The sequence below is a fragment of the Micromonospora sp. A202 genome (assembly GCF_006715105.1).
Taxonomy (GTDB): Bacteria; Actinomycetota; Actinomycetes; order Mycobacteriales; family Micromonosporaceae; genus Micromonospora; species Micromonospora zamorensis.
Genome location: NZ_VFMP01000001.1, coordinates 5,590,672 through 5,613,899, shown reverse-complemented (window position 1 = coordinate 5,613,899; position 23,228 = coordinate 5,590,672). Strand labels below are relative to the sequence as shown.

At 71.6% G+C, this 23,228-nt stretch carries 20 protein-coding genes; 14 read left to right on the top strand and 6 right to left on the bottom strand.

What is annotated here, in order from left to right; translation table 11 throughout:
- Positions 1 to 108 precede the first annotated feature (108 nt).
- The gene (locus FBZ33_RS25870; protein ID WP_141910996.1) at positions 109 to 774 is read left to right on the top strand and encodes a hypothetical protein; all 666 of its coding nucleotides are present in this window, start codon (positions 109 to 111) and stop codon (positions 772 to 774) included.
- Positions 767 to 2,929, top strand: coding sequence for a bifunctional polysaccharide deacetylase/glycosyltransferase family 2 protein (locus FBZ33_RS25865; RefSeq protein ID WP_141910995.1), 2,163 nt, complete (start codon positions 767 to 769; stop codon positions 2,927 to 2,929). The genes FBZ33_RS25870 and FBZ33_RS25865 overlap by 8 nt, the downstream gene beginning before the upstream one ends.
- 94 nt (positions 2,930 to 3,023) lie before the next feature.
- Here FBZ33_RS25865 and FBZ33_RS25860 read toward each other — a convergent pair whose 3' ends face one another.
- The 5 genes from FBZ33_RS25860 to FBZ33_RS25840 all read right to left on the bottom strand — a co-directional run bounded on the left by FBZ33_RS25860 (position 3,024) and on the right by FBZ33_RS25840 (position 9,898).
- Positions 3,024 to 3,203, bottom strand: a complete 180-nt coding sequence (locus FBZ33_RS25860) for a DUF6104 family protein (RefSeq protein WP_088949992.1) — start codon at positions 3,201 to 3,203, stop codon at positions 3,024 to 3,026.
- Positions 3,204 to 3,317: 114 nt separating this feature from the next.
- The gene (locus FBZ33_RS25855; protein ID WP_141910994.1) at positions 3,318 to 7,076 is read right to left on the bottom strand and encodes a multifunctional oxoglutarate decarboxylase/oxoglutarate dehydrogenase thiamine pyrophosphate-binding subunit/dihydrolipoyllysine-residue succinyltransferase subunit; all 3,759 of its coding nucleotides are present in this window, start codon (positions 7,074 to 7,076) and stop codon (positions 3,318 to 3,320) included.
- Positions 7,077 to 7,363: 287 nt separating this feature from the next.
- Positions 7,364 to 8,176, bottom strand: coding sequence for an ABC transporter permease (locus FBZ33_RS25850; protein ID WP_141910993.1), 813 nt, complete (start codon positions 8,174 to 8,176; stop codon positions 7,364 to 7,366).
- Positions 8,173 to 9,108: an ABC transporter ATP-binding protein gene (locus tag FBZ33_RS25845; RefSeq protein WP_141910992.1), complete on the bottom strand. Its 936-nt coding sequence runs from the start codon at positions 9,106 to 9,108 to the stop codon at positions 8,173 to 8,175. The genes FBZ33_RS25850 and FBZ33_RS25845 overlap by 4 nt, the downstream gene beginning before the upstream one ends.
- A 142-nt stretch (positions 9,109 to 9,250) precedes the next feature.
- Positions 9,251 to 9,898: a hypothetical protein gene (locus FBZ33_RS25840; RefSeq protein ID WP_141910991.1), complete on the bottom strand. Its 648-nt coding sequence runs from the start codon at positions 9,896 to 9,898 to the stop codon at positions 9,251 to 9,253.
- A 158-nt stretch (positions 9,899 to 10,056) separates the two neighbouring features.
- Here FBZ33_RS25840 and FBZ33_RS25835 point away from each other — a divergent pair, with 158 nt between their 5' ends.
- From FBZ33_RS25835 to FBZ33_RS25795, 9 genes are all read left to right on the top strand, one after another.
- On the top strand, positions 10,057 to 10,851 hold the full coding sequence (locus FBZ33_RS25835; protein ID WP_141910990.1) for a GNAT family N-acetyltransferase: 795 nt from the start codon (positions 10,057 to 10,059) through the stop codon (positions 10,849 to 10,851).
- A complete protein-coding gene (locus FBZ33_RS25830) occupies positions 10,848 to 11,804 on the top strand; it encodes a 1-acyl-sn-glycerol-3-phosphate acyltransferase (protein WP_141910989.1) in 957 nt (318 codons plus the stop codon). Before FBZ33_RS25835 ends, FBZ33_RS25830 begins: the two co-directional genes overlap by 4 nt.
- Before the next feature lie 139 nt (positions 11,805 to 11,943).
- Complete coding sequence (locus FBZ33_RS25825) at positions 11,944 to 12,768, top strand: DUF4097 family beta strand repeat-containing protein (RefSeq protein WP_141910988.1); 825 nt, start codon at positions 11,944 to 11,946, stop codon at positions 12,766 to 12,768.
- Positions 12,765 to 13,376, top strand: a complete 612-nt coding sequence (locus FBZ33_RS25820) for a PadR family transcriptional regulator (RefSeq protein WP_141910987.1) — start codon at positions 12,765 to 12,767, stop codon at positions 13,374 to 13,376. Before FBZ33_RS25825 ends, FBZ33_RS25820 begins: the two co-directional genes overlap by 4 nt.
- Before the next feature lie 86 nt (positions 13,377 to 13,462).
- Positions 13,463 to 14,164 carry a response regulator transcription factor gene (locus FBZ33_RS25815; protein ID WP_030336721.1) on the top strand — a complete coding sequence of 234 codons (702 nt, stop codon included), beginning with the start codon at positions 13,463 to 13,465 and terminating at the stop codon, positions 14,162 to 14,164.
- On the top strand, positions 14,161 to 15,723 hold the full coding sequence (locus tag FBZ33_RS25810) for a cell wall metabolism sensor histidine kinase WalK (RefSeq protein WP_141910986.1): 1,563 nt from the start codon (positions 14,161 to 14,163) through the stop codon (positions 15,721 to 15,723). The genes FBZ33_RS25815 and FBZ33_RS25810 overlap by 4 nt, the downstream gene beginning before the upstream one ends.
- A gap of 62 nt (positions 15,724 to 15,785) precedes the next feature.
- Positions 15,786 to 17,348, top strand: a complete 1,563-nt coding sequence (locus FBZ33_RS25805) for a trypsin-like peptidase domain-containing protein (protein WP_141910985.1) — start codon at positions 15,786 to 15,788, stop codon at positions 17,346 to 17,348.
- A 182-nt stretch (positions 17,349 to 17,530) separates the two neighbouring features.
- The gene (locus FBZ33_RS25800) at positions 17,531 to 18,202 is read left to right on the top strand and encodes a BON domain-containing protein (RefSeq protein ID WP_141910984.1); all 672 of its coding nucleotides are present in this window, start codon (positions 17,531 to 17,533) and stop codon (positions 18,200 to 18,202) included.
- Positions 18,203 to 18,359: 157 nt separating this feature from the next.
- On the top strand, positions 18,360 to 19,415 hold the full coding sequence (locus FBZ33_RS25795; protein WP_141912950.1) for a glycosyltransferase family 4 protein: 1,056 nt from the start codon (positions 18,360 to 18,362) through the stop codon (positions 19,413 to 19,415).
- A gap of 27 nt (positions 19,416 to 19,442) precedes the next feature.
- On the opposite strand, the gene FBZ33_RS25790 is transcribed toward FBZ33_RS25795, so the two are convergent.
- A complete protein-coding gene (locus FBZ33_RS25790) occupies positions 19,443 to 20,867 on the bottom strand; it encodes a serine/threonine-protein kinase (protein WP_255509043.1) in 1,425 nt (474 codons plus the stop codon).
- Between the two features lie 166 nt (positions 20,868 to 21,033).
- Between FBZ33_RS25790 and FBZ33_RS25785 the strand changes: the two genes are divergently transcribed.
- From FBZ33_RS25785 to cutA, 3 genes are read left to right on the top strand one after another with little or no spacing between them, the layout of a single operon-like run.
- The gene (locus tag FBZ33_RS25785; protein ID WP_088949977.1) at positions 21,034 to 21,867 is read left to right on the top strand and encodes a patatin-like phospholipase family protein; all 834 of its coding nucleotides are present in this window, start codon (positions 21,034 to 21,036) and stop codon (positions 21,865 to 21,867) included.
- Positions 21,867 to 22,883 (top strand): 1-acyl-sn-glycerol-3-phosphate acyltransferase, encoded by a 1,017-nt coding sequence (locus tag FBZ33_RS25780; protein ID WP_141910982.1) that lies wholly within the window; start codon positions 21,867 to 21,869, stop codon positions 22,881 to 22,883. Before FBZ33_RS25785 ends, FBZ33_RS25780 begins: the two co-directional genes overlap by 1 nt.
- A gap of 9 nt (positions 22,884 to 22,892) precedes the next feature.
- Entirely contained in the window at positions 22,893 to 23,213 is a 321-nt protein-coding gene (gene cutA, locus FBZ33_RS25775) for a divalent-cation tolerance protein CutA (RefSeq protein WP_088949975.1), read from the top strand.
- Positions 23,214 to 23,228 lie beyond the last annotated feature (15 nt).

Below are 23,228 nucleotides of genomic sequence, written 5' to 3'. Positions count from 1 at the left end.
CGGGCAAGGTGGTCGCGGCGGCCCGGCGCGGCCCGACGGTGCGGTCGGCGTCTCATTCAGTGAGCCATCGTCAGAGCTGAGAAAAATTCACGCTTAGACTCCCACCCCATGACCACCCGGGGCTTGAGCAGCGACGATACGCCGACCGGGAAGCTGACGCCGGCAGGCATGGACGGCGTTTCCCGGGCCCGCCCGGCGGCACCGCTCGACGAGCCCACCATGGTGGTCAACCGCTCCGACGACCCCACCGCGCTGATCGCCGCCGTGCCCCAACCGCCTCCGGTCTTCGTCGACCCCAGCGGCCGACGCCGCTCCCGCCTGCGCTGGCTCGCGTACGTCGTCGGTCTACTGGGTCTGACCTACACCGGGCTGGTGGCCGTCAGCTTCGCCGGCGGCATGGTGGAGCCGCACACGGTGCTCCCCTTCCTGGACGAGGTCGAGCAGTCTGAACGGCCCCAGTCGCCGCAGGCCGAGGCGATCACCGCCATCCCCGAGCCCTCGACAGCCGTCCCCCGTACGCCGGCGGCCACTGTGGCACCCACCGTCGCCCCGGCTCCCCGTTCGCCTGCCCCCACACGGTCACCGAGCGCCACCCGCCCGGCGAGCGGTGACCCCGCCGGTGTGCCGACCTCGCCCAGCCCGGGGCGGACCACCTCGGCGGCTCCGACACCCGCAGACTCACCCTCGACCGAGGACCCGCCGCCCCCGCCCGAGGAAACCATCGACATCGAGCCCGGCGGTTCCCCCACCGACGGACTCCCCGCGGATGGCTGAGCCGGCGATCACGGCCCGCCGCCGCCGGGCCGTACCGCCACCGCGCTGGGTCCTGCTCGGCATGCTTCTGGCGGTCCTGACCGGCGTGCTCCTGGTCAACGCGTACACCAACGCCTTCTTCACCCCGGACCACCAGCACAGCAACCAGGGGCAACGCGAGGTCCCCACCTCGGTGGTGAACGGGGGGCCGATCATCAGCGCCAACAGCGAGCAGGTCCGCTCCTACCGCCTGCCCGAACGGACCATCGCGCTCACCTTCGACGACGGCCCCGACCCGGTCTGGACCCCCGAGGTTCTGCGCGTCCTGGACGCCCACCAGGTCAAGGGCACGTTCTTCGTGCTGGGTTCGCAGGTCGCCCGGCACCCCGACATGGCCCGCAACCTGGTCGAGGGCAGCCACGAGCTCGGCGTGCACACGTTCACCCACCCCGACCTCAGCGAGCTGTCCGGATGGCGGCGAGACCTGGAATACGCCCAGACCCAGCTCGCCCTCGCCGCCGTCACCGGCGTGCGCACCTCACTGGTCCGGTTTCCGTACTCCTCGCATGCCGACGCGATCGACAACCAGGACTGGCCGGTGCTGATCGCCGCCGGTGACCTCGGGTACCTGACCGTGCTGAACGACACCGACAGCCAGGACTGGGCGCTGCCCGGCGTCGACAGGATCGTCGAGAACGCCACCCCGGACGGTGCCTCGGGCGCGATCACCCTCTGGCACGACGCCGGCGGTGACCGCGCACAGACCGTCGCCGCCCTCGATCGCTTCATCCCCATGATGAAGGAACGGGGATACCGCTTCGTCACCGCGACCGAGGGACTGAACCTCGCCTTCGCCGCCGCCGGTGTCGACCACCGGGCGGAATCCGGTGCCGCAGCCACCGCGGGGGACCGCTGGCGCGGCCGGATGCTGGTCTGGGCGGTACGGGGCGCCGACCACGTGCTGAGCGTGTTCGGGATCCTCTTCGTGCTCGTCGGGGTGCTCACGCTGGGGCGTACCGCCGTGCTGTTCCTGCTCGCCGGGCGACACGCCCGGCGCCGTCGAGCCGGGGACTGGACGTGGGGGCCGCCGGTCACCGCGCCGGTGTCGGTGATCGTCCCGGCGTACAACGAGAAGGAGGGGATCGCCGCGGCGGTCCGTTCACTCGCCGGCGGCGACCATCCCGGCGGAATCGAGGTGGTCGTCGTCGACGACGGCTCCACCGACGGGACCGCGGACATCGTCGACGCCCTCCGCCTGCCCAATGTCCGGGTGGTGCGCAAGCCCAACGGTGGCAAACCCAGCGCGTTGAACACCGGCGTGGCGCTGGCCCGGCACGACCTGATCGTCATGGTCGACGGGGACACCGTCTTCGAACCCGACGCCGTCCGTCGGCTCGTGCAGCCCTTCGCCGACCCGCAGGTGGGCGCGGTGGCAGGCAATGTGAAGGTCGGCAACCGGCGCAGCCTGATCGCCAAGTGGCAGCACATCGAGTACGTCATCGGATTCAACCTGGACCGGCGCCTCTACGAGACGCTGCGCTGCATGCCGACGGTGCCCGGGGCGATCGGCGGCTTCCGGCGGCAGGCGCTGCGGTACGCCGGGGGAATGACCGATGACACCCTGGCCGAGGACACCGACGTCACCATGGCGCTCGGCCGGGCCGGCTGGAAGGTCGTCTACGAGGAGACGGCCCGCGCCTGGACCGAGGCGCCGACGAGCATCGGCCAGCTCTGGAAACAGCGCTACCGGTGGAGCTACGGCACCATGCAGGCGATGTGGAAGCATCGCCGCTCCGTGTTCGACAGGGGTGCGTCCGGCCGGTTCACCCGGCGTTGCCTGTTCTTCCTCAGCCTCTTCGGCGTGCTGTTGCCGCTGCTCGCGCCGGTGATCGACCTGCTGGCCCTGTACGGCCTCTTCTTCCTCGACCGGACCGCCACGGCGGTGGCCTGGCTGGTCATGCTCGGCGTGCAGCTGGTCACCGCGGTGGTGGCGTTCCGGCTGGACCGGGAGAAGCTGGGCGTGCTGTGGGTGTTGCCGCTCCAGCAGTTCGTCTACCGGCAGTTGATGTATCTGGTGATGATCCAGGCCGTGGTCACCGCGTTGACCGGCGGCCGGCTGGGCTGGCAGAAACTGCGACGCACCGGCCTGGAACCCGTCGCCTCCCGTACCGGCTGACCGGCAGGCGCCGGCCAGCGGCCAGTCGCCGGCGGCCAGCCGTCAGCCGCCCGTCAGATGCCCAGCCGGGCGGCGCTTCCCGGCACCGGGTGGCTCAGTCCTCGTCGATGTCGTCGAGCCGGGCCAGCCAGGTGGCGAACCGCTCGATCGGCGTCTCGAAGTCGGGGTTGAGGTCGACGAAGTCGCGCAGGCGTTCACCCAGCCACTCCAGGGTCACCTGCTCGTCGCCCCGGCGCTCGACCAGCTCCTCGATGCCACGGTCGGTGAAGTACATGGGTACGTCCTCCTACTCGGCCCGGCAGGGCCGGGCGGGTGGTCAAGTGGACCGACGGAGCCGGGGCAGGACCGTGGTGAACGGCCCTGCCCCGGCTCTCGCGGTGCGGTCAGGTCACGGGCGGGGGAGAGCCGCCTCGATCAGCGCGTTCTGCTCGACCTCGTGGGTCTTGGCCGAGCCGACCGCCGGGGCGGCCGCGGCCGGGCGGGAGATCCGCCGCAGCCGGACGTCCGTGAGGTGCTCCAGCAGGTTGAGCGCGACGAACGACCAGGCACCCTGGTTGGCCGGCTCCTCCTGCACCCAGGCGAAGTCCTCCGCGTTCGGGAACTGCGCGAGGGCGGCCCGGATCTCCTCCACCGGCAGCGGGTAGAGCTGCTCGATCCGGAGGATCGCGGTGTCGGTGACGCCGCGCTCCTGCCGGGCCTGGAACAGGTCGTAGTAGACCTTGCCCGAGCAGAGCAGCACCCGCTTCACCGCCTCCGGTGCCGGGGCGGCCGTGTCGCGCAGCACCGGCTGGAAGGTGCCGGTGGTGAAGTCCTCCACCGACGAGACGCAGAGCTTGTGCCGCAGCAGCGACTTCGGCGTGAACACCACCAGCGGCTTGCGCTTGGGCGACAGCGCCTGGCGGCGCAGCAGGTGGAAGTAGTTCGCCGGGGTCGTCGGGATGGACACCCGCATGTTGTCCTCGGCGCACATCTGCAGGAACCGCTCCGGCCGGCCGGAGGTGTGGTCCGGGCCCTGGCCCTCGTGGCCGTGCGGCAGCAGCAGGGTGACGGCGGAGCGCTGGCCCCACTTCACCTCGCCGGACGAGATGAACTCGTCGATCACCGACTGGGCACCGTTGACGAAGTCACCGAACTGGGCCTCCCAGGCGACCAGCGCGTTGATGTTCTCCACCGAGTAGCCGTACTCGAAGCCCATCGCCGCGTACTCGCTGAGCAGCGAGTCGTGCACGAAGAACCGGGAGCGCTCGCCGTCGCCGGTGAGCGACTTGAGTGGCAGATAGTCCTCGCCGGTGCGGGAGTCGACCACCGAAGCGTGCCGCTGGACGAACGTGCCGCGACGCGAGTCCTGGCCGGCCAGCCGGACCGTGACCCCGTCGTGCAGCAGCGCACCGAGCGCGATGATCTCGCCGAAGCCCCAGTCGATGTTGCCCTCGACGGACATCTTCGCCCGCCGGTCCAGCAGTTGCTGGATCCGCTTGTGCGGGGTGAAGCCCTCCGGCAGGTTGATGTGCGCCTCGCCGACCGCCTTGACCACTGACGCGTCGGTGGCGGTGTCGACCTGCGGCTCCGGCTCCTCCTCGCGGCGCGGCCGGTTGAGCTGGCGCGGTGCCGCCGCGGCGTCCCGGGTGGCCTTGAAGACCTTCTCCAGCTGCGCCTGGTAGTCGCGCAGCAGCTCTTCCGCGTCCTCCACGGTGATGTCGCCGCGGCCGATCAGCTCCTCGGTGTAGAGCTTGCGGACCGAGCGCTTCGAGTCAATGATCTTGTACATCTGGGGGTTGGACATCGACGGGTCGTCGCCCTCGTTGTGCCCGCGCCGCCGGTAGCAGACCATGTCGATCACGACGTCCTTGTTGAACGTCTGCCGGTATTCGAAGGCCAGCCGGGCCACCCGGACCACGGCCTCCGGGTCGTCGCCGTTGACGTGGAAGATCGGCGCCTGGATCATCCGGGCCACGTCGGTGCTGTAGAGGCTGGACCGGCTGTATTCCGGGGCGGTGGTGAAGCCGACCTGGTTGTTGACCACCACGTGCACGGTGCCGCCGGTGCGGTAGCCGCGCAGCTGCGACAGGTTGAGCGTCTCGGCGACCACGCCCTGCCCGGCGAACGCGGCGTCACCGTGCACCGCCAGCGGCAGCACTGTGTAACCCTCGAGCTTGAGGTCGATCCGGTCCTGCTTGGCCCGGACGATGCCCTCCAGCACCGGGTCCACGGCCTCCAGGTGCGACGGGTTGGCCACCACCGACACCTTGACCGAGTGCTCGCCGTCGGGGGTGGTGAACTTGCCGTTCTGACCCAGGTGGTATTTCACGTCGCCGGAGCCCTGCGTCGAGCGCGGGTCCAGGTGGCCCTCGAACTCCGAGAAGATCTTCTCGTAGGGCTTGCCGACGATGTTCGCCAGCACGTTGAGCCGACCCCGGTGGGCCATGCCGATGACGACCTCGTCCAGGCCGTTCTCGGCCGAGGACTCCAGCACCTCACCGAGCAGCGGGATGAGCGACTCGCCGCCCTCCAGCGAGAAGCGCTTCTGGCCGACGTACTTGGTCTGCAGGAAGGTCTCGAACGCCTCGGCGGCGTTCAGCCGGTTGAGCACGTGCTTCTGCTCGTCGGCGGCTGGCTTCTCGTACTTGCGCTCGATCCGCTCCTGGACCCAGCGACGCTCCTCCGGGTCCTGGATGTGCATGTACTCGATGCCGACCCGGCGGCAGTAGGAGTCGCGCAGCACGCCGAGGATCTCGCGCAGCTTCATCCGCTGCCGGCCGGCGAAGCCGTTGACCGGGAACTCGCGGTCGAGGTCCCACAGGGTGAGCCCGTGCTGGAGGACGTCCAGGTCGGGGTGCTTGCGGATCTTGAATTCCAGCGGGTCGGTGTCGGCCATCAGGTGACCGCGCACCCGGTACGCGTGGATCAGCTCGTGCACCCGGGCGGTCTTGTTGATCTGACCCTCGGAGTTGACGGCGACGTCGCGCACCCAGCGCACCGGCTCGTACGGGATGCGCAGCGAGGTGAAGACCTGGTCGTAGAAACCGTGCTCACCCAGGATCAGCTCGTGCATCACCTTGAGGAACTCGCCGGACTGGGCGCCCTGGATGATCCGGTGGTCGTACGTGCTGGTCAGCGTGATGATCTTGCTGACGGCCAGCTCGGCCAGGGTGGTCTCGGACATGCCCTGGTAGGGGGCCGGGTATTCCATCGCGCCGACGCCGATGATCGCGCTCTGGCCCTGCATCAGCCGCGGCATCGAGTGCACGGTGCCGATGCCGCCCGGGTTGGTCAGCGAGATCGTGGTGCCGGAGTAGTCCTCCATGGTCAGCTCGTTGCGCCGCGCCCGTCGGACCACGTCCTCGTACGCCTGCCAGAACTGCCGGAAGTCCATCGTCTCGCAGCCCTTGATGGAGGGGACCACCAGGTTGCGGCTGCCGTCCGGCTTGGCCAGGTCGATCGCGATGCCGAGGTTGACGTGCGCCGGCCGGAGCACGGCGGGCTTGCCGTTGGCCTCGGCGAAGGAGTTGTTCATCTCCGGGTGCTGGACCAGCGCCCGGACCAGCGCGTAACCGACCAGGTGGGTGAAGCTGACCTTGCCACCGCGCCCCCGGGCGAGGTGGTTGTTGATCACGATGCGGTTGTCGACCAGCAGCTTGGCCGGGACCGCGCGGACGCTGGTCGCGGTGGGCACGCTCAGCGAGGCGTCCATGTTCTGGACGATCTTCGCGGCGACGCCGCGCAGCGGCGTGGTCTGCGGACCGTCAGCGGCCGGCGCGGCGGCCTTGGCGGCCGGCTTGGCCGGTGCGGCCTTCTCCGGCGCGGCCTTGGGCGTGGCCGGAGCGGCGGCGGGCTTGGCCGGTGCCGACTGCGCGGCGGCCGGCTTCGTGGCGGTCGCCGGCTTCGCCTTGGCGCTCGGCTGGCCCACCTCCGCGGCTGCCTCCGGCTGGCCGTCGGGCTCGGGAGCGGCGGCTGGCTTGTTCGACGACTCGGTGCCGCGCGGGGTGGCCGCTCCGGGCGCCGGGCGGTAGTCGGCGAAGAAGTCGTGCCAGGCCGAATCGACGCTCGTTGGGTCGGCGAGGTAACGCTGGTACATCTCCTCGACGATCCACTCATTCGGGCCGAAACCCGCTAGTGGGTTCTCCTGCGAAGTCTGCTGGGTCGACACGGCCGGTAATCGCCTCTTTCACGCGGGTTTGTGTGGCACGCGGTGTGTTCCTCCCGCCCGGTCAGGGGCACGGAGGGTACGGCTCCCAGGCTACGCCGTACCGATCCCGCAGGCATTTCCGCCTCGGTCCCGTGGCCGGTTTCACAGAAGATGCCAGAAGTTCAGCAACGCCTGCGCGCACCGTGTCGAACTGGTAACCGCCGGCCCTCGCGCGGCCGGTCGCCGAGGGTGACGCCCGACCCCGGAGCGGCCAACCTGTCGTTGCCGCCCCGGGGTCGCAGACGCCATCAGGCGATGTCGCGCCGCCGGGTGAGCAGAACTCCGGCAATTCCGCTGACCAGCGCGTAGCCGATCAGCACGAGGGCACCGACCCACCAGGACGGTGTGAACTCCGAGGTGCCCTCAGTGATCATGACCTGGGATGCCACAGCGGGCCAGACGACCTGCCACTTGAGAACCGCCTCGCTGTCGAGGAGGTTCGACAGGAGCAGGAAGAGCAGACCCACCACCTGGGTGCCGATCAGATAGAGCACCGCCGCCGTGATCACCGCACCGAGCTGGTTGGTGATCAGCGTGCCGATGCCCACACCGAGGATCGTCCAGATGGCGTAGGCCAGCAGGTTGAACAGCAGTGCCCGCTGCACCGGCCACTCACCGAGCTGAGTGCCGTAGTCGTTGGCGGACAGGAAGATCGCGCCGGCGGCCAGGTCGATCAGCGTGGTGGCCAGCCAGAACATGAAGCCGAGCAGGCTGGCGGCGACGAGCTTGCTGACGATGACCGACGTTCGCCGGGGAGTCGTCAGGAACGTCGTGGTCGCGGTCTGGTGGAAGAACTCGTTGGTGACCATCAGGATGCCGATGAGCATCACGAACATCAGCCCGAGGTACTGGCCCGAGGTGTAGAGGTTCGCCGCCTGCGCCGGCGCTGTCGCCTGATCGGCGCTGACGCCGATCTCCTCGGCGTCGCCGCCGAGCGCCGTGACCGCCAACCACGCGTTGACAGCGAAGGCCAGTGCGATCGAGAGGAACGCGCCGATAGCCAGCCACCACCAGGTGCTGGTGGTACGGATCTTGAGCAGCTCGGATCGGACCAGGTTCATCGGATGCCCGCCTTTCCGGCCGTCAGCTCCAGGAAGACCCGTTCCAGGTCGGGCCGTTCGGTGGACAGTTCGTGCAGTTCCACCCCGGCGGCCAAGGCAGCCCGGCCGACAGTGGGTGCGTCGACCCCGGCGACCAGCAGGGTGCCGTGCTCGTCGGTGTCGACGGTGGCCGACTGCGCCTTCAGCGCGGCGGTCAGCGCCTCGGCCTGCGGGGTGCGGACCCGGACCAGGGCGCCCTGCGCCATCGACCCGAGGACCTGGTCGACCGGCCCCTGCCGGATGAGCTGACCGGCCGCGATGATCACCACGTCGTCGGCGAGCAACTGCATCTCCGACAGCAGGTGGCTGGAGACCAGCACGGTGCGGCCCTCGTGGGCGAGGTTCTTGAGGAATCCACGCATCCACCGGATGCCCTCCGGGTCCAGCCCGTTGGCCGGCTCGTCGAGGATCAGCACGCGGGGGTCACCGAGCATCGCGGCGGCGATGCCGAGCCGCTGCTTCATGCCCAGCGAGTAACCCTTGAACTTGCGCTTCGCCGCCGGGGTCAGGCCGACCAGGGCCAACGCCTCGTCGGCCCGCTGCTTGGGCAGCCCGGCCGCAGCGCAGATGACCCGCAGGTGGTTGATGCCGGTGCGGCCCTTGTGCGCGCTGGACGCCTCCAGCACCGCGCCGACCTGCCGCAGCGGGGTGGCGAGGTCGGCGTACCGCTGGCCGCTGATGGTGGCCGTGCCGGCGGTGGGGGTGACCAGATTCAGCAGCATGCGCAGCGTGGTGGTCTTGCCTGCGCCGTTCGGGCCGAGGAAGCCGGTCACCCGCCCCGGCGCCACGGTGAAGGACAGGTTGTTCACCGCCCGGACGTTCTTGTACTGCTTCGTCAGACCGGACACCACGATCTGACCGTCGCTGGTGGGGCTTCTCTGCCCGTCAGTCATCGTTCTCCTCCCGTGTGTGGCGTCGAGGTACGCCGTGGCACAGCGTGACGGCCCGTGGCAACAAGGTCAATCAGGCGCGGTCGGTACGTTTGCCTCCGTCGCGGGGTGGAGGCGACTCATCCCTGCGGACTACGGCCCGGGTTCAGCGGGCGATCCAGGTTGCCCGTGCCGCGCCGAGCAACGACCCGTGCGGGCCGTACAGACTGGTGTGCACGAGCGCCTTGCGCCCATCGAAGCGCAGCAACGCCCCGGTCACCACGCACTCGTCGCCCGGTCCGGGTAGCGCCGTGACCACGGCGGCGATCCGGCCCAGCAGGTACGGGCGACCGGGCGCGAGCACCGCCCAACCGCCGGGGCAGTCCAGCGCCGCCCAGACCGTGGCCTCGCTGACCTGCTCGGGTGCCCGGAACGGCGCCGCGGTCCGCCCATCGGGCAGCCGGCCAGGAAAGATCCGCAACCCGTCCGCCCGCTGCGGCCCGCAGACGTAACAGCCGGGGAACGGATGCTCGACCAGGCCGGGGAAGTGGGCCGCCGCGGCCACCGCCGTGGCCAGGTCCACCGGGGGTACGACGGCAACGACGACCTCGGCCGGGCGCACCTCGGCCACCAACTCGCCGGACGGGTCACGGACCGCACCGTCGACCAGCGTCAACTCGGTCTCCAGCGGTGGTGGCCGGCGCAGCGTCACCTCGACCGGTTCGCTGCCGCCGGCCTCGGTGGCGAACACTCCCGCGCTCCAGCCGCCGTTGCCGGAACCCGGGGGCCCGTTGTAGCGGGACTCGATGCGCATCGTCGACCTCCGGTGGGCGTACCGGCGCCTTCGCCGGCCTGCCCGGGCAGCCTCGCACGGTCTTCGCCGGGTGCCGCGAGCGGTCTCGCCGGCCGGCGTTCACCCGATCGACACCGGTGGTCCCCGTGGATGGCAACCCGGGCACCTACACAGATCCCATGGCCGTTCTGCATGCCGCTGGCACATCCCTGAAGACCAGCGGATACACCCTGCTGATCGCCGACGACCCCACCCAGGTCGCGGCCGCGCAACGCCTGCGCCACGAGGTGTTCGCCACCGAACTCGGCGCCACCCTCCTTCCCGGCGAGGCCGGGTTGGACGTGGACCCCTTCGACGCGTACTGCGACCACCTGATCGTCCGCGAGGACAGCACCGGCGAGGTGGTCGGCACCTACCGGCTGCTACCGCCCGGACGCACCGACCAGCGGTACGCCGAGGAGGAGTTCGACCTCTCCGCGCTCGACCCGCTCGGCGACGACCTCGTCGAGGCGGGTCGGTCGTGCGTGCACCCGGACCACCGCTCGGGCGCGGTGATCAATCTGATGTGGGCCGGCATCACCCGGTACCTGCACCTGCGTGGCTCCCGCTGGCTCGGTGGCTGTGCCTCGGTGCCGGTGGCCGACGGTGGGCGCACGGTCGCCGAGGTGTGGAGCCAGGCCCAGGCCCGGCACCTGTCACCGCCGCCGTTGCGGGTCCGCCCACGGCGACCCTGGTTCGCCGAGTCGGCCACGGCTCCCGGCCCGGCCGCCGCCGCGCCGGTGGCCGCTGTTGGACCGGCGGGGCGCGTCGTGGTGCCACCGCTGCTGCGGGGCTACCTCCGGCTCGGCGCGTGGATCTGCGGCGAGCCGGCGTACGACCCCGACTTCGGGTGCGCGGACTTCTACGTGCTCTTCTCCCTGGACCGGATGAACCCGCGCTACCTGCGCCACTTCCTGGGCGGGGAGCAGCGGTGACCACCGGGGCGCACGATCTGTGGCGGCCCTCCTCAGGCTGTGACGACGACTGCCTGCCGGCGGCCGGCGAGGTGCCCACCGTGCCGGTGGCCCGCCGGGTGCTGCGGTTGGTCGCCGCGACCGGAATGCTGGTCGCCGGGGTCGGCCTGGTGCTGCTGCTGCCCGTGCTTCCGACCCGGGAGCGGCAGGCGGCGGTACGCGGCTGGGCCCGGGCGACCACGCGGGCGTTCGGCGTCCGGCTGGTGATCCGGGGTCGGTTGCCCCGACGGCGGGCGCTGCTGGTCGCCAACCACGTCTCCTGGCTGGACATCCTCGCGGTGCTGGCGGTCGCGCCCACCCGGATGGTCGCGAAGCGGGAGATCCGCTCCTGGCCGGTGGTCGGGCTGCTGGCCGCGGCGGCGGGCACGGTCTTCGTGGACCGGTCCCGGCCGCGGGCACTGCCGATGAGCGTCGGGCGGGTCGCCGAGACGCTGCGCGCCGGCCGGTTGGTGGCGGTCTTTCCGGAGGGTACGACCTGGTGCGCTGGTGACGGCGCTGCCGACTGCCGACCCGGCGGCGGTTTCCGGCCCGCGATGTTCCAGGCGGCGATCGACGCGGGCAGCCCGGTGGTGCCGCTGCGGCTCGCCTACCACTGCGAGGCCATCGGCTCCACCACCACAGCAACGGCCTTCCTCGGTGCGGACACCCTGCTGCGCTCGGTGGCCCGGGTGGTCGCGGCGCGGGACATCGTGGTGTCGGTGACGATCGCCGCCGCGCTGCACCCGGCCCGTGCTGCGGACCGACGGTTGCTGGCCCGGGCGGCCGAGTCGGCCGTACACCTGCTGCCGGCAGGCGGCGTGGCGCGGACTCGGCTGCGTCCGGTGCCCACGGTGACCCCGGCGGTCGCCGTGTCCATGCCGGTCCCGGTCGTGCCGGTGCAGGCGTCCGGCCGGGAGCTGGACCTGGCGGCCTGAGGGGAGCGGGGTCGCCGTTCGGCGACCCCGCCCGGCGCAGGGCGACCAATACGCGACCTGTCTTGTGCTATCGCGATGTATCGCGTTACTGTCCTCCCTGTCAGGCGCGTGTCCGCGCGTCGTCGAGGGGAGGAAACCCATGGCCGGATGGACGGTCGAGAGCCCGCAGCGGCTGACCGTGGACGGCCCGGTCACCCGGCTGGACGTCCGCCTGGTGAGCGGCCGGCTCAACGTGGTCGCCACCGACGGCCCGACCCGGATCGACGTCACCCAGGTCGGTCGCCGGCCGGTCCTGATCGACCACTCCGACGGCCGGCTCACCGTCCGTCAGGAGCGCGGCCACGGCTGGACGGACGTCCTGCGCTGGTTCCGGATGATCCACCGCTACCCCCGGGTGGACGTCTCGCTCGCCGTGCCCGCCGAGGTTCTGGCCGACCTGGGGCTGGTAGCGGGCTCGGTGGTCGCCTCCGGTCTGCGCCGGCAGACCACTGTGCATGTCACCGCCGGTCAGATCACCCTGATGGGCCTGCGCGGCAACACCTCCGCGACGATCACCTCCGGGCCGGTGGAGGCGCTCGGCGTCCGGGGCGACCTCACTCTGGAGACGGTCTCCGGGGAGGTGATCCTCGCCGACAGCGCCGCCGAGCGGGTGCGTGCGCAGACCGTCTCCGGGGCGATCACCTGCGACCTGGACAACCCCCGGCGCAGCGAGATCCGGTTGACCACCATCTCGGGCAGCATCACCGTCCGGGTCCGCGAGGACAGCGACCTCGCCGTCCAGATGCACACCGCCTCCGGCCGGATCACCAGCGGCTTTCCGCAGGTCCGCACCTCGACGTTCCCACTGCGCAGCAGCGAGGGAGTGCTCGGTGCCGGCGAAGGTAAGCTCTGGGCTTCCGCGACCTCGGGCAGCATCGCCCTGCTCGCCCGAGCGGTCGACAACGATTCCGAGGAGCTGCCGTGACCGCCGTGTTCAGCCACGGACGGCTCCGGCTCTATCTCCTCAAGCTCCTCGACGACGGCCCGAAGCACGGGTACGAGCTGATCCGCCTTCTGGAGGACCGGTTCCTCGGGCTCTACGCGCCCAGCGCCGGCACCATCTATCCCCGCCTGCAACGGCTGGAGGCCGAGGGGCTGGTCAGCCACACCGCTGCCGGCGGCCGCAAGACGTACGACATCACCGACGCCGGCCGTGCCGAGCTGCACCAGCGCGCCGGTGAGCTGACCGAGCTGGAATCGGACATCGCAGCCTCGGTGGCCGATCTCTCCAGCCTGGCCGGCGAGATCCGCAGCGAGGTGCGCGGGTCGGTACGCGACCTCAAACGGGAGCTGAGCGAGGCCACCCGGCAGACCCGGCGTAACCGGTGGGAGGCCCCTGCGGCGCCGCCCCGGCCGACGCCGACCGCCGGGCCGCAGGCCGCGCTGCTCGACGAACTCGACCAGCGGCTGGCCGCGTTCACCGCCGAGGTGGGCCGGCTCGTGCATGCCCGACAGTTCAGCGAAACCCAGCTGAGCACCGCGATCCGGCTGCTCGACGGCGCCCTGGACGGGCTGCGCCGCCTGCTGCGCTGAGCAGGGTCAAGGGTCCGGCCACGACTCACAGGCATTTTCCAGGAACCATCCAGCGCCGGCGCAGTGACGTCACCGATGATGGGCCCATGCCCGCTACCCAGACCGAGGCGCGACTCCTCGTCGTCGAGGACGACCCCAACATCCTCGAACTGCTCTCCGCGAGCCTGCGGTTCGCGGGCTTCGACGTGGCCACCGCGACCAGTGGGAGCGCGGCGCTCAACGCCGCCAAGGACCACCGGCCCGACTTGGTGGTGCTCGACGTGATGCTTCCGGATCTCGACGGCTTCGAGGTCATCCGGATGCTCCGCGAGGGCGGCACGCGTACGCCTGTGGTCTTCCTGACCGCCCGGGACGCCACCGACGACAAGATCCGTGGGTTGACCCTGGGCGGCGACGACTACGTCACGAAGCCGTTCAGCCTGGAGGAGCTGACCGCCCGGATCCGCGCCGTGCTGCGCCGCACCACTACCGGCGAGCAGGCCCCGTCCCGGCTCACCTTCGCCGACCTGGAGTTGGACGAGGAGACCCACGAGGTGCACCGGGCCGGCCAGCGCGTCCAGCTCTCGCCGACGGAGTTCAAGCTGCTGCGCTACCTGATGCTCAACGCCAACCGGGTGCTGTCCAAGGCGCAGATCCTCGACCACGTCTGGAACTACGACTTCCGTGGTGACGACAACATCGTCGAGTCCTACATCTCCTACCTGCGACGCAAGGTCGACACCACCCAGCCCCGGCTGATCCACACCCTTCGCGGCGTCGGATACGTGCTGCGCAAGCCGGCGGCGTGAACCGGGTCCAGCAGGCGAAAGGGCGGGTCCGCAGCGTCCCGCTGCGGGTGAAGCTGGTCACTTCGGTGCTGGCGTTGGTCGCCGCCGCCCTGCTGGTGATCAGCGTCTCGACCGCGTACTTCCTGCACAACTACCTGGTCGACCAGATCGACCTGGAGCTGCGCGTCTCCGCCAACCGGATCCAGTCCATCACGCCGTCGTCGAACGGCGTCTCGCTGCCCAGCGACTACCTGGTCGTGCTGACCAACGTGATCACTGCCAAGGCGCAGACCCCCGTGTACGACTCGTCCCGTTTTCGGGTGGACGATCTGCCTTCGTGGCCGAACGACGCGAGCGGTTTCCAGGCGCAGGAGGAGGCCAGCGGCGGTGTTCCGTTCACCGTCCGGGCCCGGGACAGCTCGGTGCGCTGGCGGGTGCTCTACACCGAGCTGCCCAACGGCCAGATGGCCGCGATCGGCCAGCACCTGACCGACGTCGACCAAGCCGTCAAGCGGCTGGCCTGGATCGACCTGCTGGTCGGCGGCGCTGTGCTGATCATGCTGGCCTCGGTCGGCGCGGCGATCGTCCGGACCAGCCTCAAACCGCTGGTGGAGATCGAACGCACCGCCGCCGCCATCGCCGGTGGTGACCTGACCCGCCGGGTGCCCGACCCGGAGCCGGGGGAGGAGCATCCCACCTCCGAACTGGGTCGGCTGTCGCGCGCGCTGAACGCGATGCTCACCCAGATCGAGGCGGCGTTCACCGCCAGAGCCGCCTCGGAGACGTCGGCCCGCTGGGCCGAGAGCGCCGCCCGGGACGCCGCCGCCTCCGCCCAGGCGTCGGAGGCGCGGGCCCGGCGCTCCGAGGAGCGGATGCGGCAGTTCGTCGCGGACGCCTCGCACGAGCTGCGGACCCCGTTGACCACCATTCGCGGCTTCGCCGAGCTGTACCGGCAGGGTGCGGCGCGGGCACCGGAGCAGACCGCCGGCCTGCTGCGCCGGATCGAGGACGAGGCGGCCCGGATGGGGCTGCTGGTGGAGGATCTGCTGCTGCTGGCCCGGTTGGATCGGGAGCGGCCGCTGTCGCTGACCCCGGTGGAGCTGCCGGTGCTGGCCTCCGATGCCGTGCACGCCGCCCGGGCCATGGCCCCGGATCGGCGGATCGAGCTGGAGATCGAGCCGGACGCGGGTCCGCTCGTCGTGTCCGCCGACGACGCGCGGCTGCGCCAGGTGATCGGCAACCTGGTCACCAACGCGCTGACCCACACCCCGCCGGACGCCGAGATCCGCGTGCGGTTGCACAGCGAACCGGGCGGTTTCGCCGTGGTGGAGGTCGCCGACACCGGCCCCGGCCTCTCCCCGGAGCAGGCCGAACGGGTCTTCGAACGGTTCTACCGGGCCGACGCGGCACGGACGCGGCGAGCCGACGGCAACACCGGCACCGGGCTCGGCCTGGCCATCGTGGCGGCGCTCGTCGCCGCCCACCACGGCTCGGTCTCGGTGGCCGAGACGCCCGGTGGTGGCGCCACCTTCCGGGTCCGGATCCCACTGCTGGCACAGATCGACGCGGCGGACGAGTGACTTTCAGCCAACTTCCAGGACGGTTCCAGGTTGATCGCAGTGCGGAGGGAGAAGGTAGTTCCATGACCGAGTTCGAGTCCGACCCGCAGCGCCGGCCGGCCCCCACCGACGCCGAGCCGTCGCACCCCACCGCCGAGCTGCCGCGTGACGAGCGCGCGCAGTCCGACTCCCCGACCACCCCCGTCCAGGTCGTCCCGACCGCCGGTGACGACACGGACGCCACGGCCGTCACTTCCGCCGCGCCCGCCGCTCAGCCGGCCACCCCCCAGCTGACCGGGTACGAGCCGCCGGCCGCCACCCCGTCCGCGCCGCCGTACCCGGTCTCCGGCTACCCGGCGCCCGGCCAGCACGGCTACCCGCAGCCGACCGCCGGCCACCACCCCGGCGCGCCCTGGTACGCGGGCCAGCAGTCCGGCTGGGCGGGCGGGGGTCAGCCGGGCGCCTACCCGCAGCACCAGCAGCACACCCAGCACCTCGGCCAGCACGGCCAGCACCTCGGGCAGCAGCCGGGCCAGCCGGTTCCGCCGTGGGGCCCGCAGGTCGCGCCGCCCGGCAGTGGCCCCCGGCCGAGTCGGATCGCCAAGTTCGCCGGAGCGGGCGTCGCGGTGTTCGCCCTGATGCTCGGTTCGGGCGTCGCCGGCGGTGCCCTCGCCCTCGCCCTCGACGGGGACGGCGGCGGCATCACCCGCACCTACTCGGCGGCACCGGTCATCAACAGCGCCGACCTCCCGAAGATCGCCGCTTCCGTGCAGGACAGCGTCGTCTCGATCACCACCGACAGCGGTGAGGGCTCCGGGGTGGTGCTCAGCGCCGACGGGTACGTGCTGACCAACAACCACGTGGTCGCCAACGCCGCCGGTGGCGCCGTACAGGTGATCTTCGCCGACGGCAAGAAGGCCGACGCGAAGGTCATCGGTACCGACCCGAAGACCGACCTGGCCGTGGTGAAGGCCAACGGGGTCAGCGACCTCAAGCCGGCCAAGTTCGGCGACAGCGACGCCATGCAGGTCGGCGACCAGGTGCTCGCCCTGGGCAGCCCGCTCGGCCTCCAGGGTTCGGTGACCTCCGGCATCCTCAGCGCCCGGGACCGCACCATCCGGGCCGGCGAGGGTCAGCCGCAGGACCCGAGCCAGCAGCAGAGCCAGGCCGTCAGCTCGATCTCCGGTCTGCTCCAGACCGACGCGCCGATCAACCCGGGCAACTCCGGCGGCGCGCTGGTCAACACTCGGGGCGAGGTGATCGGCGTCAACACCGCCATCGCCACCTCCGGGCAGAGCACCGGCAACATCGGCGTCGGTTTCGCCATCCCCAGCAACAAGGCCAAGGACGTCGCGGGCAAGCTCCAGCGTGGCGAGAAGGTCAGCCACCCGTCGCTCGGGGTGGGCGTCAACCAGGCCGAGGGCGGCGGCGCGCTCGTCGCGTCGGTCACCCCGGGCAGCCCGGCCGAGAAGGCCGGCCTCCAGCGTGGCGACGTCGTCACCCGCTTCGGCGACAAGCCGGTCAACGACTCGGACGACCTGGTCGGCGCGGTGCAGGCCGGCAAGGTCGGCGACCGGGTCGAGGTGCAGTTCAAGCGGAACGGCACCGAGAAGTCGGTAACCGTGACGCTCGCCGAGACGTCCTGACGGACAACTGAACCTGCTTCCTCCCTCCAGCGGCGGGTGGCGGGGCCGAGGGGGTCGGCTCCGTCACCCGCCGCTTTTTCCGCCCGGCGGCGGTTCATCCGGATCGGGTGAACCGCCGTCACCCCGGTTTCCGGCACGTTCGGCGGGCGAGTCTCGGCGAGGGGGAACCGGGGGTGGGTGCCATGACCGGGGTGGTGGATGTCCGCGAGGACCAGCGGATCCAACGCGACGTCCTGGCGCAGCTGGCCTGGGACGCCCAGCTGCAACCGAACGAGATCGGCGTGAGCGTCGACCAGGGAGTGGTCACCCTGACCGGCTTCGTGGACGGTGCCGCTCGTAGTTGGGTCGCGACCCGGTCCGCTCAGCGGGTCCGGGGCGTCCGGGCAGTGGCCGACGAGATCGAGGTGCGGCTGCCCGGTACGCCGGGGCGCACCGACGCCGAGGTTGCCCTCGCCGCGTCCCGGGCGTTGGAGTGGGACAGCTTCGTGCCCGCTGAGCGGCTGGACGTGACAGTGGCCAACGGCTGGCTGATGCTGCGCGGTGAGGTCGAGTTCGGCTGGCAGCGGCGCGCCGCCGAGGGGGAGTTGCGCCGGCTCGACGGCGTACGGGGTCTCACCAACCTGATCGAGGTGCGACCTCCGGCAGCACTGGCCGCCGACCGGTTGCGACGGGACGTGGAGGGGGCACTGATGCGCACTCTCGGTGCGGAGCGGGTGACCGTCGAGGTGGACGGCGACACGCTCGTCCTCGCCGGGGTGGTCCGATCCTGGTGGGAACGCGAGCAGGTCGAGCGGGTGGCCTGGTCCGCCCCCGGAGTGCGGGCAGTCCACGACCAGATCCTGGTGGGCGGGTGAGCGTCCGCCTTGTCCGGTTTACCGGGGACGTCACTGGGAAATCGCCGCCGACCGTCCGGACCGGCGGTGACGCCGCACCGGGGATCAACGGGGAGGACTCGTGGCCGTGAACCACTCGCCAGCGGGCCGCCCGGAAGAGCGGTCGTTGCGCATCGCGATGGTGGTTCCACCCTGGTTGTCCGTGCCGCCACCCGGCTACGGCGGCCTCGAACAGGTCGTCGCCGCCCTGGTGGACGCGCTCTGCCGGCAGGGGCACGAGGTCACGTTGTTCGGTGCCGGTGACGACCACGGCACGGCGGCCCACGGCTTCGTCTCCACCGTCCCCGAGGTCCAGTACGAGCGGCTCGGCGAGTCACTGCCGGAGCTGGCTCACCTGGCCCGGGTGAATCGGCTGATCACCGCGGCCGACTTCGACGTCATCCACGACCACACCACGATCGGCCCGCTGGTCGCCGGCCGCCGGGCGGTCCCGACGGTCGCGACCGTGCACGGCAACCCCGTGGGGGAGTACGGGGACGTGCTCAGCGACATCGACTCGGGCGTCGCCCTGGTGGCGATCTCGCACACCCAACGTCGGCTGAACACCGACCTGCCCTGGGCCGGCACTGTGCACAACGCGCTGGACATCCGCGGCTTTCCTCGCAAGACCAGACCCGGGACGGGGCCGGTGCTGTGGCTGGCCCGCTTCAGCCCGGACAAGGGCCCCGAGGTCGCCATCCGGGCGTGCCGGGAGGCAGGGGTGCCCCTGCTGCTGGCCGGCAAGTGCAACGAGCCGGCCGAGCGCCGCTACTACGAGCAGGTCGTCGCGCCGCTGGTCGACGAGAACGTGACAGTCGTGCTCAACGCCGGCCGCGCGGAGACGCTGCGGATGCTCGTCGACGCCCGTTGCCTGATCATGCCGATCCAGTGGGACGAGCCGTTCGGCATGGTGATGCTGGAGGCGATGGCGAGCGGCACACCGGTGGTCGCCCTCAACCGGGGGGCCGTGCCGGAGCTGATCCGGCCCGGGCTGACCGGGCTGGCCTGTGAACGGCCGGAGGAACTGGCGGCAGCGGTGCTCGCGGCGGAGCGGCTCGACCCGGAGGACTGCGTGGCGCACGTCGCGGAGAACTTCTCGGTCGAGCGGATGGCGGACGGCTACGCGGCGATCTACCGACGCTTCGCCGCCGGCCGGTACGACATCCGCGAATCGGCCCGGGTCCCGGCCCGCTGACCCGCCCGTCCCGGCGTGTCCGCGCGGTCAGACCTCGGCACCGCCCAGCTCCACTATGGCGGCGTCGAGCCGAGACGCGTACGCCGGACTGATGCCGCCCTCGCCGAGGCGGACCGCGACCTTCTCGCGCAGCCGGGCCACCGGTGGCGCCAGCTCGTCGCGGCCGGAGCTGACCGCGACGGTCAGGTTGCGCAGCTCGTTGCGCAGGTCGAGACCCACGTCGTCGCGGATCTCCCCCGCGCCCAGCCCGGCGCTGATCAGCCCGTCGACCCGGTTGGCGGCCTCGACGAGGGTGCCCGGATTCGAGGCGGGCGAGCCGGTGCTCGGCTTCGCCGGCGGTGGGGACGCGCTCGGCTGGGACGACGCCGGGACCGGCCTGTCGCTCGGCGGGGTGGTCGCCGGGGCGACCGAGGGCTGCGTCCGGGGTGTCGGCTCATCCTCGGGCAGAAGGGCCACTCCGGCCAGCGTGACACCGACGGCCAGGACGAGCAGCAGCACCAGCCGTCGACGGGACCAGACCGAACCGGCGGCTGTCCCTCCCGCCGCTGCTGGCACGGTGGCCGGCTGCGGCGGCAGGGGCTGGGTGGGCACCCGGATGGTCGCGGCCGGGGGATCGGGAGGCAGCAACTGGTCGCGCAGCACGGCGGCGACCTGCCGTGCGGTCGGCCGGTCGGCCGGGTTGCGGGCGAGGCTGCGCAGGCAGATCCGGGCCACCGGTGGGGGCAGATCCGGCAGGTCGGCGAGCGTGGGCGGCGGGCCGTCGGCCAGCGCGGCGCTGAGTTGCTCCCAGGTGTCCGCCGGGTACGGGACCCGGCCGGTGAGAGCCTCGTGCAGCAGCACGCCGAGCGAGTACACGTCGGTGGACGGCTGGGCCGGCGCGCCGTCGAGGCGTTCCGGGGCGACGTACGCCGGCGTGCCGAACGTCTCGCCGTCCTCGTCCTCATCGGGCGCGCCGATCCGGGTGGCGATGCCGAAGTCGAGCACCTTGACGCCCGTCGCGGTCATCATCACGTTGGCCGGGGTGACGTCCCGGTGCACGATGCCGAGCCGGTGCGCCGCGGCCAGCGCCTCCGCGACCTGGGCACCCACCTCGATCGCCTCCGCCCACGGCAGCGGCCCCTCGGTGAGCCGCAGCTCCAACTCCTCGCCGCTGAGCAGCTCCATCACCACGAACGAGGTGATCGAGCCGTCCGGGTCGACCGTCTCGCCGTAGTCGTGCACCGAGGTCAGATGCGGGTGCACCAACTGGGCGGCGGCCCGGGCCTCCTCGCGCACCATGCCCCGGAACCGCGCGTCGGCGGCCAGCGAGGGGGCGAGCACCTTGAGCGCGACGAGCCGGTCCAGCACCTCGTCCCGGGCACGCCAGATGACCGACATGCCGCCGGCGCCGATCTGGTCGAGAAGTCGGTATCTGCGAGCCAGTAACCGGCCCGGATGCAGTGCTGCCTTCACCGATCGCACCTGCCTCAGGGGTGGGAGCGGTATCAGGTTGCGCGAATGTCTCCGGCCTGTCAACGCCGTCATCGGTCAGCTGTCGGCGGGCGGTGCCTGCCGTGCGCCGACCGCCCGGTGCCGGTGGCCGGCAGGTCGGCTGCGCGCCCGTGCCAGGATGAGAGGCATGGCGGCGGGACCGGTGGCATTCGTGCTCGGCGGCGGGGGCGTGCTCGGCGCGGTCGAGGTGGGCATGTTGCGGGCGCTGTTCCGCGCCGGCATCACACCCGACATGGTGCTCGGCACCTCGATCGGCGCGGTGAACGGCGCGCTGGTCGCCGCCGACCCGACAGAGGCGGTGACCGACCGGCTGGTCCGGCTCTGGGCCTCGCCGGAGGCCAGCGAGGTGTACGGCGACTCGGTCGCCAGGCAGTTGCGCCGCTTCGCCGCCCGTACCCACCTGCACTCTCGCCGGCCGTTGCGCCGGCTGCTGGAGACCGAACTGGGCGTGGACACCACCTTCGCCGACCTGCGGGTGCCGTTCCGCTGCTGCGCCGCGCACATCGAGCGGGCGGCCGAGCACTGGTTCGACAGCGGCCCGGTGGTGCCGGCGGTGCTGGCGTCGGCGTCGGTGCCGGGTCTGCTCCCACCCATGGAGATCGACGGCGCGCACTACGTGGACGGGGGCATCGTCAACTCCATCCCCATCGGCGAGGCGGTGGCAGTCGGCGCCCGCCGGATCTACGTCCTCCAGGTAGGTCGGATCGAACGGGAGCTGACACCGCCCCGCCGGCCGTGGGAGATCGCGCAGGTCGCGTTCGAGATCTCCCGCCGGCACCGCTTCTTCCGGGAGATGGCGGCACTGCCCGAGGGGGTGGAGGTGCACGTCCTGCCGACCGGAGGGCTGAACCCCCGCGACGACACACCGTGGGCGTACCGGGACATGGCGGCGGTGGGGCGGCGGATCAGCCGGGCGTACACCGCCTCGCGGCGCTACCTCGCCACCCATCTGGAGCGATGATGCCGCTGCCCCCCAGGTGGCTGCGTCGGTTGCTGTTCGCCCCCGCCGTGGTGGCGCTCGCGTTCGTCGTGGTCACCACGTTGCCGATCTGGGCGCTGCTCGCCGCTGCCGTGTCCCCGCTGTTCCCGGGTCGGTTGCGTCCGCTGCGGCTGCTCTGGATCGGCTGCGTCTACCTGGTCTGGGATGCCGCCGCGCTGCTCGCGCTGTTCCTGCTCTGGGTCGTCTCCGGCTTCGGCTGGCGGACCCGGTCTCCGGCCTTCCAGCGCGCGCACTACGTGCTGGCCGGCTGGTTCCTGCGGGTGCTGTTCTGGCAGGCCCGCTGGGCCCTGCGGTTGCGCATCGACGTGGTGGGCACCGACCCGGACACGGCGCTGCCCGGCCGGCCCGAGTTGGTGCTCTGCCGGCACGCCGGACCGGGCGACTCGTTCATCCTGATCCACGGGCTGGTCAACTGGTTCAACCGGGAGCCACGGATCGTCCTCAAGGACACCCTCCAGTGGGACCCGGCGATCGACGTGCTGCTCAACCGACTGCCCAACCGGTTCATCGCGCCGACGCCGGAGCGCGGCGAGGAGACCGTACGCCAGGTCGGGCACCTGGCCGCCGGCCTGGACGACAACGACGCGTTCGTGATCTTCCCTGAGGGCGGCAACTTCACCCCCAAGCGACGACTGCGTGCCATCGCCCGGCTGCGTTCCCTCGGGCTGGAACGGATGGCGCTGCGCGCCGAGCGGATGCGTCACGTGCTCGCCCCGCAACCCGGCGGAATGCTCGCCGCGCTGGACGCCGCCCCGGACGCCGGGGTCATCTTCGTCGCCCACACCGGGTTGGACCGGATGCTCACCGTCGCCGACGTCTGGCGGGAACTGCCCATGGACAAGCGGATCGTGATGCGGTTCTGGTCGGTGCCACCGGAGGAGGTGCCGGCCGGGCGGCAGGAACGCATCGACTGGCTCTTCGACTGGTGGGCGCGGATCGATGCCTGGATCGCGTCTAATCGGGACAATGCCGCGTAGGGTGCGGTCGTGGATCAGATCTGCGTGGTGACGACGGTGGTGGATGCGCGTTCGGTCGCCGACGTGCTGGCGGCTGCGGCCGTCGCCGGCAGGCTCGCCGCCTGCGCCCAGGTGGGTGGTCAGGTGGACAGCACCTACTGGTGGAGGTCCGGTGTGGAGACCAGCACCGAGTGGTCGGTGCAGTTCAAGACCGCACCCGACCGGCTCTCCGCGTTGGTGGACCAGATCCGGGTCAGTCATCCGTACGAGGTGCCGGAGATCCTGGTGTCCACTGTGGAGAGCGGCGACCCGGCGTACGCCACCTGGGTGCACGAGCACACCCGGCCCTGAGTACGCGCACTCTGT

Excerpts from the sequence above, each read along its gene's own strand:
- FBZ33_RS25870 (WP_141910996.1), top strand. The coding sequence starts at position 109 with ATGACCACCCGGGGCTTGAGCAGCGACGATACGCCGACCGGGAAGCTG.
- FBZ33_RS25865 (WP_141910995.1), top strand. The coding sequence starts at position 767 with ATGGCTGAGCCGGCGATCACGGCCCGCCGCCGCCGGGCCGTACCGCCA.
- FBZ33_RS25860 (WP_088949992.1), bottom strand. The coding sequence starts at position 3,203 with ATGTACTTCACCGACCGTGGCATCGAGGAGCTGGTCGAGCGCCGGGGC.
- FBZ33_RS25850 (WP_141910993.1), bottom strand. The coding sequence starts at position 8,176 with ATGAACCTGGTCCGATCCGAGCTGCTCAAGATCCGTACCACCAGCACC.
- FBZ33_RS25845 (WP_141910992.1), bottom strand. The coding sequence starts at position 9,108 with ATGACTGACGGGCAGAGAAGCCCCACCAGCGACGGTCAGATCGTGGTG.
- FBZ33_RS25840 (WP_141910991.1), bottom strand. The coding sequence starts at position 9,898 with ATGCGCATCGAGTCCCGCTACAACGGGCCCCCGGGTTCCGGCAACGGC.
- FBZ33_RS25835 (WP_141910990.1), top strand. The coding sequence starts at position 10,057 with ATGGCCGTTCTGCATGCCGCTGGCACATCCCTGAAGACCAGCGGATAC.
- FBZ33_RS25825 (WP_141910988.1), top strand. The coding sequence starts at position 11,944 with ATGGCCGGATGGACGGTCGAGAGCCCGCAGCGGCTGACCGTGGACGGC.
- FBZ33_RS25815 (WP_030336721.1), top strand. The coding sequence starts at position 13,463 with ATGCCCGCTACCCAGACCGAGGCGCGACTCCTCGTCGTCGAGGACGAC.
- FBZ33_RS25805 (WP_141910985.1), top strand. The coding sequence starts at position 15,786 with ATGACCGAGTTCGAGTCCGACCCGCAGCGCCGGCCGGCCCCCACCGAC.
- FBZ33_RS25800 (WP_141910984.1), top strand. The coding sequence starts at position 17,531 with ATGACCGGGGTGGTGGATGTCCGCGAGGACCAGCGGATCCAACGCGAC.
- FBZ33_RS25795 (WP_141912950.1), top strand. The coding sequence starts at position 18,360 with ATGGTGGTTCCACCCTGGTTGTCCGTGCCGCCACCCGGCTACGGCGGC.
- FBZ33_RS25785 (WP_088949977.1), top strand. The coding sequence starts at position 21,034 with ATGGCGGCGGGACCGGTGGCATTCGTGCTCGGCGGCGGGGGCGTGCTC.
- FBZ33_RS25780 (WP_141910982.1), top strand. The coding sequence starts at position 21,867 with ATGCCGCTGCCCCCCAGGTGGCTGCGTCGGTTGCTGTTCGCCCCCGCC.